Source organism: Flavobacterium sp. FlaQc-57 (assembly GCF_044007395.1).
Lineage (GTDB): Bacteria > Bacteroidota > Bacteroidia > Flavobacteriales > Flavobacteriaceae > Flavobacterium.
In genome coordinates this window covers 100412-113868 of the sequence record NZ_JBIPDA010000003.1, presented here as the reverse complement: position 1 = coordinate 113868, position 13457 = coordinate 100412, and the positions used below count along the sequence as shown (strand labels likewise).

Below are 13457 nucleotides of genomic sequence, written 5' to 3'. Positions count from 1 at the left end.
GTTTGGTATTTGTGTTACGTTCTTAATTCTCGATTTATTTAATTGTCACTTTTAAATAGCGAGATGTTTGTACAAAAAGGCGAAAATGCAATCCAATAATTAAAACAAAAAAAGCTTCTCACATTTTGCCCTTTTTATTGATTTCTTTTTTGGATCATTTCAAATTTTAGAAATAATACCATTTCAATTAGTAGTGTAATAATCTTAAGTTAGAATTTGGGGAATCCTGCGTAATGATTTCAATTCTAGATTCATCGTATAATCCTCTATGAATAGTTTTAGCAAAAATATATTTAACAGCGCAAACAAACCGTAGAACACAAACCGCTGTTTTTGTAGAATTATTTCTACATCAAACTGATGCTATATTGCTGTTTTTTTTGCTTAAAACACAACATGGATATTTACAAGAAAAGAAAGGCTGCAAGAAATCATAATTCGTGTTTCTTATTCTTTAATTAGCCATTTCAATCTTTTCAATTTTCGAAGTGCGATTTTTAAATGAATTTATAGCTTGATGCTTTCTATATCTTTTAAGCATCTAGTATTTTCAGGAAAGCAGACTACTAGCTTACGCTCTGACTGTAAACACCTTAACAATATCTTATGTCCAGAACATAAAAAAACTAGTCTTCTGTCGTTTGGAAAATCTTTGTCATTTATTATTTTATAACGTTCTACAGCTACAACATCTAGATACATTTGACTTACCAAATGACATGTTAACGTTTTATTTGCTGTAATAACAATAATTTATTTAAGACGTATTTTCTTTAAATATGTATAACCTCAGATTTAAAATCTAAGGTTATACCTAAAATTACCACAAGTTGATTTTCATTTTTACAGCATGAACAATGTGTCTCTGTCCTAAAATGATTCCGTTTTTATACCTTTATTACTCATCGTAGTAATCACGATATTACTTTATCTGATTTTTATAAAGACCTTAAAACTTTGTAATCTCTATTTTATAAAGGCAAATTTATCCTCAAAGAATTTACCAATTATAGGAAGTGGTTTTTCCTGTTCGTTGATCGCATTGATAATTCCAAATACCCATAGAATAATAAATACATAACCAATCAATCCTAAGAAAGACAACGATGGCATAATGTACGAGATTATTGTTAGAGGAACATTAATTAACAAGGAGACGATAAAAACGCCAAAACCTTGTTTTAAGTGATAACGAACCAGACTGTCTGAAGGTTTATTGTCATTATTTAATACAAATGCAATTAACCAACCAATGATGGTGACATAAGATAAGATAGAAAGTGTTTTATTGCTCATAGTTATATATATTTTGAGCAAAAGTAGAAACAGAATAAAAAGATATTAGCTTTCAATTTGTAACTGCATGATTTGAATTGGTATTCGCAATCCAGACTAAAAATTCTACGTAAAGTAGCTGTTAATCAAATCATTTTAGCCATTTTATAAACTCCTCTTTTTTTCGTTGGGAGATCGGAATGGTCGTTTTATCTTTAAGCTGCAGATACCCTTCTTTTGAATAGTTGAGGACAAAACTTAAATTTACTGTGTGTGATTGATGAACACGTACAAAATTTGGAGGCGAGAGCAGGTCATCATAATCTTTGAGCGATTTTGATACCATAATTTTTCTGCCATCCACAACGTGAAAAGTGGTATAAGATCCTGAAGTTTCACATCTTATAATATCCGTGAGTTTAACAACATGTATTGCTTCCTGTGTTGGCAAAATAACACGTTCCTGCTTGCTTGCCAAATGTTCTGTTAAACCTTCAATCTGTACATCCTGCAGAAAACTATTCTGCAATGTTTCTATTCGAACTATAGCAGTTTTTAAATCTAAAGAATCTATTGGTTTTAAAAGATAATCTAAAGCATTGTATTTAAATGCTTTTATAGCATGCTCTTCGTACGCAGTTGTAAAAATAAGATGGAAATTTTTATAGTTAAGCCGTTCCAATATTTCAAATCCTGTACCTCCTTTAAGCTGAATATCCATAAAAACCAGGTTTGGCTTCATTGTCTCGATTACCTCCAATGCTTCTTCAACATTATCTGAAAAACCTACAATATTTACCCGATCCGGAACTGCTTTTTGAAGCATTAAAAAAAGAGCCTCTCTTAATCTGCTTTCATCTTCGATAATTACCGCTCTGTACATAATATTTTTTTTTTAAGATATTGGAATACTAATTATTACCTGACAGCCGCCCTCCTTACCAATAACATCTGTATCTGGTTTTGATATTTCAAAACCTGCAAAAACATTATCTTTTAGCATGCGTTCTATTCGTTCATTTGTAATTTTTGTTGCCATTGATTGGTGCTGTTTATTTTGCCCCTTAATCGATGATTCTTCAATCCCTACTCCATTATCAATAATAGTGCATATCAGGCAGTTTTTATCTTTATCTTCTCTAAAATAAATATCTAGCTTTCCTTCCTGATCTGAAGGCAAATCTTTTAAGCCATGTTCAATTGCATTTTCAATAAAAGGCTGAATTAATAATGGTGGTATCTGAATCGTATGGTCAAGATCCGGATCAAGATGAAATACGGTCTTAAAACTATTATTAAGCCGCAGTTGCTGCAATGAAATATAGTTTTTTAATGTATCTATTTCTTCATCTATATCAATTAATTCCTTACGGGATTGTTCTAAAATCTGACGGGTAAGTTTCGCAAATTGACTTAGATAAGTGGCAGCTAAGTCAGTATCTTTTTGCAAAACCATGCTTTGTATATTCCCAAGTGCATTAAAAATAAAATGCGGATCCATTTGTGACTGCAGGAGTCTTCTTTCTAAAGCTAATTTTTGAGCAAGACTTTCAAGTGTTTCCTGCTCCAAAAGCTGCATCTTCAGTTCACCGCTATACTGTTTCTCTTTTAGAATAGCTTCGCGCTGCAAATAAAATTTTTGACGATAATAATACGAATAGAACATAAAAATTAATCCCATAAATAATAAAGCGGCAATTCCGTAACCCATAATTTTGTTTTTACGTTGAAGCTCATTTTCCTGCTCCAATTGTTTAATCATTACTGCTTTTTTTGTTGATTCGAATTTAGCATCAGCATTTTGTAGTATTCGTAATGCAGCTTCGTCATATTTTATTTTATTGTATCTGGTAAAAATAGTATCGTATCTATAATAATCTTTGTAATTACCCTGAAGCACTGCAAGCTCTTTTAATGAGTCGTAAAAGATGGCCAACATACTATTATCTGCATATGGTAATGATTTTTGGTAAGCAATACCCTCATCAAAGAGATCTTTAGCTTTAGTATATTCTTTTTTTTGCGTGTAAAAAAGACCTTTTAGACCTAACGAACTTCTATAAACATTTTTTATATTGTATTTTTTTCCAATTCTTAATGCTTTATCGATACATTCTAAAAAAGCAGTTTCATTATTCGGAAGATCATTATCAAGATATAGTTCTGCAAGATTAATATAAGCAACACCAATATTGCTTTTAGTTATAATTTCATTTTCATTTTTTTCAGCTAAACTAACAGTCTGCTTAAAAAAATTAACTAAAGACTTCTTTTTATAAATTTTATCAGATTCCATATTATGAACCATCTGACTTCCTAAGGCCAAACGAGCAAATAATATACTCTCCGCTCTTTTTGTTTTTAATGCATGATTGTACGCCATCAAAGCATATTGATGCGCTTTCTCTTGTAAATGATCGGCAAACATATAGGATACTTCAGAAGCAATTCTCGCACAATATTCATTGTTATTGATTTTTTCAAAAGCATCATATGCTATTAACATATAATTAAGCGCTTTTGTATTTTCATCAAAATAACTATGAAGCATCCCTTTTGCCATATTACCATATGCAACAGACCTTAAAGTTTTTATTTTTTTAGAAAGTTCGAAGCTAATTTCAGCATTAGAAGCAAATTCCTTAACATGCAAAAGTCTTCTGTACGTAAGGGCAAGATTAGCATAACCAACAACCTGAACTTCACCTAGTTTTTCCTCCTTAGCTTTTTTTATAATATTTTGCTGTAGTGTTATACTAGCTGTTGTATCTGCAAATCGAAGATTGTATGCGTAAGTACTCTGTTCAATTAGATGCTCTGCAACTGTTTTTTGACTATAACTTTTAATTGAAAAAAAAGAAAAAAAGAAAAACCAGATAATCACTACTATTTTTTCAGGAATACAATTCTGTAGTTTCATACTGTTTTGAATAATTTTAAATCTAATCTGAAAGACTAAGATATAAAATAAAGTACTACTCTATCTGAATACCATCAACAATTAATTCACTGCATATCAATGCTATTGATATCAAACCGGAACTTTCATTGTAACTGGATGAATTCAACTGATCATTATAGGTAGTAAGTGAAGCTTTACTGAATCCAATGATTCTTGGCAAATTCTTTCCATAGTTATCTGCCAGAACTACTGTCCCATCAACCTTTGTTTGTTTTTTAGAAAAAATACGCAGAAATTCAGTATCATTTTTTTTCAATTCAAAATACAAATAAAATCTAGTTTCTTCTTTCTTTTGCTTCTTGGGATCAGAATCGTTGTCTCGCGATGCTGATATTGAAAAAGTCCTTAATTCAGTATTGATTACTTTTCCTTCAAAATTAATTGTGACTTGTATCTGATTGCGGGTTTCATCAGATTGTGCTGTTGCAATATTGGTAAAGAAGCTAAGTATTAAGATAAAAGCTGATAATATTATTTTTTTTTTCATCGTAGGTTTATTTTTTTTTGAATTAAATAAGACTACAATACTATTGATTAAAAAAAATGTCGCTGAATATCAATTTGTATTCACCCCTTTTTAGTTTGTATTCGCTCAAAAAAATAACATTGAATACGCTCTTTTTATAAGTATGAAATGGTAAGCGGAGATTTTTTATCTAAATTTAAAATTAATCTTACTTTTCATTTTTAGATCCTTCCAATTTTATTAATCGTGATTGTTCATCGAATTTTGCAATAATTACATTGCCATTTTTTGTACCTGTCAGCTTATTTTTACTTTCGGATACTGTATAACCTCTCGCTATCAAATAATTTATGAAAGCAATATTATGATTCATTTCAAAAAGAGAAATTAACTGCGGAAAAACAGTAAATATTCTCTGATGATTGTCTTTACGAGCCCTGTCTATTTTTTTGCTTTTAATCGTTACAACCATACTTCTGTCTCCCGAATTAGCAATATAATAACCACTTGAAGTGAATATTCCTGAAGCTATAAGACCAATTAAATGTATATCTGATTTTTGAACATCAAACTTACCATCAATCAATAAATCAATTTCATTTTCTTCTCCGTATTTTTTAAGTTCCAGCGCATGTTGTTTTATATTAGTCAAAAATTCAAACTCTTTATCCGCCCAGGCCCACAACCAAGTACTTGTAGAATGCGAAAATGTTCCAATAACCTGAATTGGAAAAACAAGATTCTCTCCAAAACAAATTTCTGCTTTTTCTAAATTAGTACACCAGCTCTTAACACCAATAATCCCAACAAAATCAATCTGTTTATCCAATCCCTCTCCTCCATATCTTTCTATTAATTCATTTTTAGTTTTATAGGGTCTTAAATTACGTCTCAATTTTGTCGCATTATTTTGATAGATTTTATCGTTTTCTTCGAATAATCTTTTAAAAAATCTCATTTTATTAGCTTTAATAATTTCATATAAATATTTTTTTTGGAAATTAATTATCCCCTTCTAAATTCGTTTCATCAAAAAAATATTGTATTTTATTAATTCCACTTTTTTAGCTAACCTTTCAAAATCAAATCAACAACTGCCCCATAATCCTGCAAGTCTCTGTTGTTCATGCCGAAGATATACTGCCATTTAAAATTTTGAATTTCAATTTTTGATGTTGAACTCTCATCCCAAACAACCGTAAAATTATTTTTGTTTAAAACTTCGACAATTTTCCTACCAACATTGATCGTGACAATATCCTGGTAATTATCAATTTTTTGAAAGGAAATTTGCAGACCTGAATTTTCTAAAGCAATTACTCGTAATAAATCACGTTCATGATAAAAACAATATCCATCTGAAAATTTATTGTAGTTGTTTAGTTCTGCTTCAACATCTATTACCTCATATTTGCCTTCTCTACTAGTATAACCTACATTATGTAAGGCAATAATATTCATCCTGCATAATTCATCAAAAGCATTTATTAATCTTTCTGTATCTGTTGGCTTATCCCAAAACAAGCTTTCTATTAATAATTGCTGATATTCCTCATCCACTATTTCATTTACCCATTCTTCTGAAATTTCTTCATTAAATTCGTTAGCTTCAATTTCCTGAAGAATATTTTCTTTTATTTCATCCGCAGTAAAAAATCCCATTCTAACTTGAGAATAGATTAACTCATAAATAAATTCTGCGTTTTCTCTCATATCATTTTATTTTTGAAGATTATTAAAAAATAGATGTGTCCGTACTTTTAAAGCCTGAAAATGCTATCCATATTAAAATGAAATCGCAAACCTCTAAAACTTGCAAATTGTTCTTGTACTGTTTTTTGGTAAAAAATTTCAATATTAAAAAAGTTGAATTTTAAAGAGCGTAATCTTTCTCTAAAATCTTCATCAATGGTTGCTACTAAAGAAATAGCAGAGACAATGCCTCTATTATAGTAATATTCGATTGCACCTAATACCAGTTTTTTTGCTTCCGCCGGTTTACTGCCTTCTTATCAATAAGTCATTGTTTGATAAGTGAATAAACTTGTAGTCTTTCAGGTTCAAATAAAACTTTTCAATTTTTAAAATACATTTAGGTGCTACAAAATCGATCCATTCTTTTAAATATCCAAAGAGATTTTAAAAGCATACGAAAAGTTTTTTTTAACTTTCAAGTACTGGAATAATATGCTCCCAATTAAGTTGTTTTGCAAAATCCAGGGCTGTTTTTCCGTGTTTGGTTCGTATATTTTTATCTATTCCTAAATTCAGCAAAACTTTAACTAAGGTTAAATTACCCGCAATTGTTTCTCTATGAAGAAAATTATAACCAGCCTGATCACTTAATAGTTCATTTGGGTTTTGAGTTAAAAAATCAATCAAGCTTTCCTTCATATTTATACTCATCGGGTGTTCTATAATATTCTCCGGTTTTTCCCCCTGTTTATGAGCAATTTTTATAGTACTACAATCATCAAAATCTAATCCCCAGGCATCGTAATATTCCGCCTTTTCCTCGTCATTCATTTCAGTTTTCATCGCATGAATGGTAAAACCTCCATAAGTTTCGCCTGCTATAGAAAATAGCCAGTCACTAACTTGATTCAGTTCAATCTTAACTATATCTCCGTTACTAATATTTTTTAGATCATTTGGAGTATTAATCAAAATCCCTTTTATCACGTCTCCATCAAATTCAACATCTGTAATCCACATATGTTCAACGACTGTTTCATCGCTGTCTTCAAAACTTTCAGAAAACGCAACTTTCACACACGACAGATCTAAGGCTGGTACTATTCTGCGATAATCCCAAGATACTTCTCTCCAAAAATATTTGAATGTGCTTTGCGCTTGTTCATAAGCCTCCGTCATTTTTAAATTATCTTCTTTTGAAAAATAGTTCCTTTTATCTGCCATCGCTCAAATTTTAAACATGAAATTCTTTCTGTTTTATTAATTAGTTTCAAATAATAAAATAGTATTCTAATCTCAATTTAATAAGCAATGTAAGGATAGATCGTGGCATAAAGTATGGCCAATTGGTATAGTAGTAATTTGATTTGGAATTCGATAGGACTGAGTGGAGTATTGCAAAAAAATACGTCAGATCATGAACATTATATCTTTTTTGACATAAAAAGTTAATGTGTGTACTTTAGAAACTTGTAGGGTAATTATTTACAATAATCAAAACAATCAATTTTACAATTAAAACCTTAAATGCAAAGCGTAGAAAATAACAGTATAAAAACATTAAAAAAATCAAGTTAGTTTCAAAAATATGATATTGTTAGTTCTGTGAACTCTTTATTGACTTTAAATTATTGTTTGGATAAAATTATATAGTTTTTGGAATCTTCATAACTCTTAAACAGATTATAGCTCAGTATTTTTTTTTATTATACCCAAAGAGTTAGCATAATTTTTATATATTGCTCAAAATTATAACTAGCTTTTAGTTAATTCAGTAATTGATAAATATATAAATTAATTAATTTTCCCCAAATCAATTAAAAATCTCTCCGACTGTTAATTGAATATAAATAAAGTGAACCAGTATAATACCATTCTTAATGAAAAGGATTTAAAAGCAGTATTTGATTTGTATTACAAATCGCTTTTAATGTATGCCAATCGATTTTTACCTTCATTAGCTGAATGTGAAGATTTGATTCAGGATATCTTTATTTCTATTTGGGAAAATAAAACTACTTTTCCAGATGCAATTTCCTTAAAAATATACTTGTATAAATCGACTCGTAACAAATGTTACAATAGTATTAAGCATAAAAAAGTAGAACAGGATTATGCTTTTAACGCTCTGCAATCGCTAGAAGATGATAATTTATTTTTGAAACAAGTACTAGAAGAAGAGATTGTAAGAGAATTACATCAAGCGATAGAAATTCTTCCCGAAAGAAAAAAAGAAATTATTAAACTGAGTTTAAAAGGAATTAAAAATGCTGAAATAGCTGAAATTCTAAATATAAAGCTACAAACCGTAAAAACTTTAAAATCGCAATCTTATGCCATTTTAAGAACGAAATTTAAAGATATCAGTCACCTTATTTATTTGTGCATCCATAACGGATAAATTAAATTTTAAAAAAAATCACTTTTCAATAGTACCGTTTATATTTTTAGTTGTTCTATAAAGAAAACAACTTGTAATGAAAGCAATTTTCACTATTTCAAGACTAATTATAAAGAAGAAATTAAAGTTTCTATCAGAGTCTGAAAAGCTACAACTAAAAAAATTAAAGACTAAATATCCTTTTGCAAAAAAGGTAGACTTTGAGTACATAAATAAGAACATAGAAAGTTATAATACTATTGACGCTGATAAAGCATGGCAGTCTGTATTAGAAAAGATAGAACAGAAAAGTGAAAAGTCTTTCTATAAGAGAAATCAGTCTGTTTTTAGGTATGCAGCTATCTTGGTTTGTTTATTGAGTCTTACGTATTTTGTTTCAGATCATTTTAATATGTTTGATTCTCCGAAACCAATTTCTAATCAAAATATTATTACCCTTCGTTTAGCAAATGGAGAAACCAAAACACTTGTTTTACACAAAGATCAGGAAATAAAAACCGCTAACGGAAATTTGATGAATGTGCAAAAAAACAATGTTCTGGTTTGCGAAAAAAACTCAGAATCAGACCAGCTTGCTTACAATGAATTAAAGATTCCGTTTGGCCAAAAATTCCAGGTTATATTGTCTGATGGGACCAAAATTCATCTTAATTCGGGTTCATCTTTAAAATTCCCTATCACCTTTATAAAAGGACATTATAGAAAAGTGTACTTAACCGGAGAAGCCTTTTTTGAAGTTACAAAAGACAAATCTCATCCCTTTATTGTACAGTCCAACGACATGAATGTAAAAGTATTAGGAACTAAATTTAATGTTTCGGCTTATAAAGAAGACCTAAACATTAATACGGTTTTAGTGGAAGGATCTGTTCAGGTCTTTGAAAAGAATATTACAAATCAAAAATCTATTCTGGTTCCCGGAGAAAAAGCATCTTGGACAAAATCAAATAATCAGGTTACGATCAAAAAAGTTGATGTTAGTGATTATACCGCCTGGATGAATGGGCAATTGATTTTTAAAGGAATGTCATTTAAGAAAATTGCTCAAAAATTAGAGAGAACTTATAATGTGTCAATTGTCAACAATAATAAAGACTTGGATAATGAGGTGTTTAGCGCCTCTTTTAATCAGGATATTGATAAAATCGAAAACATAATGCTTTACTTAAGTAAAATCTATCATTTTACTTACATCATAAAAGACAATACAATTATTATTAATTAATTCAAAAAGAAAAAAATATGAAGTAAAAAAAGAAAAAAAATATCAACCAAAACAAAAAAAGAATTTTATCAAAATTCAGGGAATCTGGTACATCCCCTGAATAGAATTGATATTAATTCAACTAAAATCTAATCGCTAAATTAAATAACGAAACAAAAATATGAAAAAAATAACCAAACCGGGTTTGGTGTGTCCAATCCTTTCTAAAATTAGCTTAAAAATGAAATTTACAACATTATTGTTGGTAGTTTCTCTTTTTGAAATGCATGCCAGCGGCTATTCTCAGAACGCCAAAATTTCTATGAATTTGAAGAATGTTAGTGTAGAAACTGTTCTAAAAGAAGTTGAATCAAAAACAGACTATAGATTTATATACAGTAATAAAGAAATTGATCTTGATCGAAAAATCTCTTTTGATGTAAAAAAAGAAACTGTAAAAGATGTTCTGAAGCGATTATTTAAAGATACCAAAATAGAATTTGAACTGTATGAAAACAGACACATTATTCTGACTCTTAAAGAGCAGAAGAATCAAACTATTGCGCCAGCTAAGCAAACCGAATTGTACTTAATTAAGGCTCAAAGAAGTGTTTCAGGAACGGTAATCAATGACCAAGGCCAACCCGTTGAAGGAGCAAATATAAAAGCTAAAGGAAGTAATATTTCTACACAAACGGATGCAGGGGGAAATTTTACATTAAAATTATCTGACGATATTACCACATTAATCGTGAGTTTTATTGGAATGGAATCTCAGGAAGTTAAAATTACCGGCAGTGATCTTGTGGTTGTATTACAGCAGCAAGGACAAAAAATGGAAGAAGTTGTCATAATTGGTTACGGTACTACTAAAAAGAAAGATGGTACAGGCTCCTTTACTACCGTTAAACCAGATGCTTTAAACAAAGGGCTGCAGGCTACGGTTCTTGACGCATTAGTAGGTAAAGTTTCGGGCGTAAATATTGTTCCAGGTAGCGGTGCTCCGGGAAGTGTGGGTACGATTCGTATTCGTATGGGAGCTTCTTTATCGGCAAATAATGATCCGTTAGTGGTTATTGATGGCGTTCCTGTCGAAAGTGCCTCGTTGAGTTTTATTAATCCAAACGATATTGAGACTTATACCGTATTGAAAGATGCATCGGCAACCGCAATTTACGGTTCCAGAGCATCAAATGGAGTGATTATTATTACAACTAAAAAAGGAAGTAAGAATGGAGGAATGAGAATTGCTTATAACTCTAATTTTACACAAAGTGAAGTACGCGGTTATTATAAAAACCTTAGCGGAGATCAGTATCGCGATGCATTTTCTACTCACGCTATTGGTGTTCCGGCTAGTTTCAAATTAGGGAATAGTAATACAAACTGGCAAAAAGAAATCTACAGAACGGCTTTTGGTATGGATCATAATTTGTCTTTTACAGGTTCGATAAAAGAAATCCCTTATCGCATATCCGGAGGATATCTTAATCAGGAAGGCGTTTTACGAGAAAATAACTACGAGCGTTACACAGTAGGAGTTGGTTTATCTCCAAAATTTTTAGACAAACATTTATCTGTTGATGTGAATGTAAAAGCCAGCGTTGAAAATGAAGATCCGGCATCGACTGGCGAAATTGGAGGAGCCATTTCATTTGACCCAACGCGTCCTGTACATGCCAATTATCCAAATGATATGGGTTTAGGATATTATATGTGGCTTGATAGTAACGGAAAAGCAATCCCGTTATCTTCAATTAATCCTGTGTCAAATTTGGTTTTAACAGACAAACTAAATAAAACAAAACGCTCGATAGGAAATATAATTTTGGATTATAAAATTCACGGATTTGAAGATCTTCACTTAAATCTGAATTTAGGTTACGACGTTTTAAAGAAAGATTATAGTGAGTTTACTCCAGATAAAGCACCGTCTATGTATACCTCTAACAACAATGACGGTACAGGAAGAGAATATCAAAAGCAGGATAATAATAAGAATTATATCTTTTCGTCGTATGCCAACTACACAAAAGATATTACCGAAAAACACAATATCAATGCGATGGCTGGATATGAGTGGCAGAAATTTGGATATGAAAATCATGACCAGACTATCAAAGGATATCCTACGCCGGCTTATCAAGATGAAGATGCATTGTATCTGCTTTCTTTTTTTGGACGTGTAAATTATTCTTTCGATCAAAAGTTATTGGTAACAGCAACTTTAAGAGCCGACGGTTCGTCTCGATTTGCTCCTGAAAATCAATGGGGATATTTTCCATCAGTTGCGGTTGGATATAAATTATCAGAAGAAAGTTTTTTTAAAAATATCGAATCAATATCGAATCTTAAACTTCGTTTGAGTTATGGACAAACCGGTCAACAGGATATTGGAGGATATCATCCCTATTTAGCCACTTACACCGTTTCTCAAGATCAGGCTCGTTATCAATTTGGAAGCGATTGGGTAAACATGTACCGACCAAACGGATACGATCCCAACATTAAATGGGAAACTACAACTACTTATAATATTGGTTTAGATTACGGTTTTTTTAATAATCGCGTTTCAGGTACTATTGATGTTTATAAGCGATATACTTCAGATTTGTTAAATAACATTGCGGTACCTGCCGGAAGTAATTTTACCAATTTAATACAAACCAATATTGGTAATATGAAAGGGAAAGGAATGGAGTTTGGTTTAAATGTGATTCCGGTAAAAACGAAGGATTTGGAATGGACCTTTAGCGGAAACTTTACCTACAGTATGTCTGAGATCACAAAATTAAACATTATCGACAGAGAGGATTCTTATGTAAAAACGGGTTCTGTTAGTAGAAATGATTTTCAAATAAATAAAGTTGGAGAACTTCCAAACACATTTTTCTTGTTACACCAAGCTTATGATGACAACGGAAAACCATTAGATGGTAAATACATCGGAAAAGATGGTTCTGTTACAACAAGCACTACAGATACCAATAAATACATCACAGGAAAAAGTTCAAGAACACCGTATTATTACGGTTTATCAACGAGATTATTATACAAAAAATGGGATTTTGGTATCAATGGTCACGGAAGTTTTGGAAATTATGTATTTAACTATCAGGAAGCACAACAATCTCTTAGTTCTCTTTATGGTGCAAGTGGTATTTCGAGCAATATTTCTGAGGCAGCTCTGGACAAAGGATTTACACAGGCGCAATATTTTTCTGATATTTATTTAGAAAACGGAGCATTCTTTAAATTCGATAATATAACTGCCGGTTTTACATTAGATAAAATAAGTACAGCTTTAAAATCGCTTCGATTGGCTTTTAGTATGCAAAATGTTGCAACAATAACCAAATATAAGGGTATCGATCCTGAAGTATTTAATGGTTTGGACAGTAACACATATCAAAGACCAAGAATTTATACCCTATCACTAAATGCTAATTTTTAA

The 13457-nt window shown here is 30.8% G+C and carries 10 protein-coding genes; 3 read left to right on the top strand and 7 right to left on the bottom strand.

Translation table 11 applies throughout. From position 1 onward, the window contains the following. Positions 1-966: 966 nt before the first annotated feature. The 7 genes from ACHRVZ_RS11535 to ACHRVZ_RS11505 form a co-directional block, all read right to left on the bottom strand. On the bottom strand, positions 967-1296 hold the full coding sequence (locus ACHRVZ_RS11535; RefSeq protein WP_395422593.1) for a DUF4870 domain-containing protein: 330 nt from the start codon (positions 1294-1296) through the stop codon (positions 967-969). A gap of 130 nt (positions 1297-1426) precedes the next feature. Continuing rightward, positions 1427-2158, bottom strand: a complete 732-nt coding sequence (locus tag ACHRVZ_RS11530) for a LytR/AlgR family response regulator transcription factor (RefSeq protein WP_395422591.1) — start codon at positions 2156-2158, stop codon at positions 1427-1429. 12 nt (positions 2159-2170) lie between these two features. Next, entirely contained in the window at positions 2171-4195 is a 2025-nt protein-coding gene (locus tag ACHRVZ_RS11525) for a sensor histidine kinase (protein WP_395422590.1), read from the bottom strand. Between the two features lie 55 nt (positions 4196-4250). Further along, on the bottom strand, positions 4251-4724 hold the full coding sequence (locus tag ACHRVZ_RS11520; RefSeq protein ID WP_395422589.1) for a hypothetical protein: 474 nt from the start codon (positions 4722-4724) through the stop codon (positions 4251-4253). 187 nt (positions 4725-4911) lie between these two features. After that, positions 4912-5661, bottom strand: a complete 750-nt coding sequence (locus ACHRVZ_RS11515) for a DUF6882 domain-containing protein (protein ID WP_395422588.1) — start codon at positions 5659-5661, stop codon at positions 4912-4914. Between the two features lie 110 nt (positions 5662-5771). Then, positions 5772-6416, bottom strand: coding sequence for a DUF6891 domain-containing protein (locus tag ACHRVZ_RS11510; protein ID WP_395422587.1), 645 nt, complete (start codon positions 6414-6416; stop codon positions 5772-5774). Positions 6417-6866: 450 nt separating this feature from the next. Then, positions 6867-7622: a DUF2314 domain-containing protein gene (locus ACHRVZ_RS11505; RefSeq protein WP_395422586.1), complete on the bottom strand. Its 756-nt coding sequence runs from the start codon at positions 7620-7622 to the stop codon at positions 6867-6869. A gap of 631 nt (positions 7623-8253) precedes the next feature. Between ACHRVZ_RS11505 and ACHRVZ_RS11500 the strand changes: the two genes are divergently transcribed. From ACHRVZ_RS11500 to ACHRVZ_RS11490, 3 genes are all read left to right on the top strand, one after another. Then, complete coding sequence (locus ACHRVZ_RS11500; protein ID WP_395422585.1) at positions 8254-8799, top strand: sigma-70 family RNA polymerase sigma factor; 546 nt, start codon at positions 8254-8256, stop codon at positions 8797-8799. A gap of 76 nt (positions 8800-8875) precedes the next feature. Beyond that, positions 8876-10024 carry a FecR family protein gene (locus ACHRVZ_RS11495; protein ID WP_395422584.1) on the top strand — a complete coding sequence of 383 codons (1149 nt, stop codon included), beginning with the start codon at positions 8876-8878 and terminating at the stop codon, positions 10022-10024. Between the two features lie 220 nt (positions 10025-10244). Beyond that, on the top strand, positions 10245-13457 hold the full coding sequence (locus ACHRVZ_RS11490; protein ID WP_395422582.1) for a TonB-dependent receptor: 3213 nt from the start codon (positions 10245-10247) through the stop codon (positions 13455-13457).

What these genes read in the sequence shown, in the direction of transcription:
- ACHRVZ_RS11535 (WP_395422593.1), bottom strand. Translation starts at nt 1,296, where the DNA reads ATGAGCAATAAAACACTTTCTATCTTATCTTATGTCACCATCATTGGT.
- ACHRVZ_RS11530 (WP_395422591.1), bottom strand. Translation starts at nt 2,158, where the DNA reads ATGTACAGAGCGGTAATTATCGAAGATGAAAGCAGATTAAGAGAGGCT.
- ACHRVZ_RS11525 (WP_395422590.1), bottom strand. Translation starts at nt 4,195, where the DNA reads ATGAAACTACAGAATTGTATTCCTGAAAAAATAGTAGTGATTATCTGG.
- ACHRVZ_RS11520 (WP_395422589.1), bottom strand. Translation starts at nt 4,724, where the DNA reads ATGAAAAAAAAAATAATATTATCAGCTTTTATCTTAATACTTAGCTTC.
- ACHRVZ_RS11515 (WP_395422588.1), bottom strand. Translation starts at nt 5,661, where the DNA reads ATGAGATTTTTTAAAAGATTATTCGAAGAAAACGATAAAATCTATCAA.
- ACHRVZ_RS11510 (WP_395422587.1), bottom strand. Translation starts at nt 6,416, where the DNA reads ATGAGAGAAAACGCAGAATTTATTTATGAGTTAATCTATTCTCAAGTT.
- ACHRVZ_RS11505 (WP_395422586.1), bottom strand. Translation starts at nt 7,622, where the DNA reads ATGGCAGATAAAAGGAACTATTTTTCAAAAGAAGATAATTTAAAAATG.
- ACHRVZ_RS11495 (WP_395422584.1), top strand. Translation starts at nt 8,876, where the DNA reads ATGAAAGCAATTTTCACTATTTCAAGACTAATTATAAAGAAGAAATTA.
- ACHRVZ_RS11490 (WP_395422582.1), top strand. Translation starts at nt 10,245, where the DNA reads ATGAAATTTACAACATTATTGTTGGTAGTTTCTCTTTTTGAAATGCAT.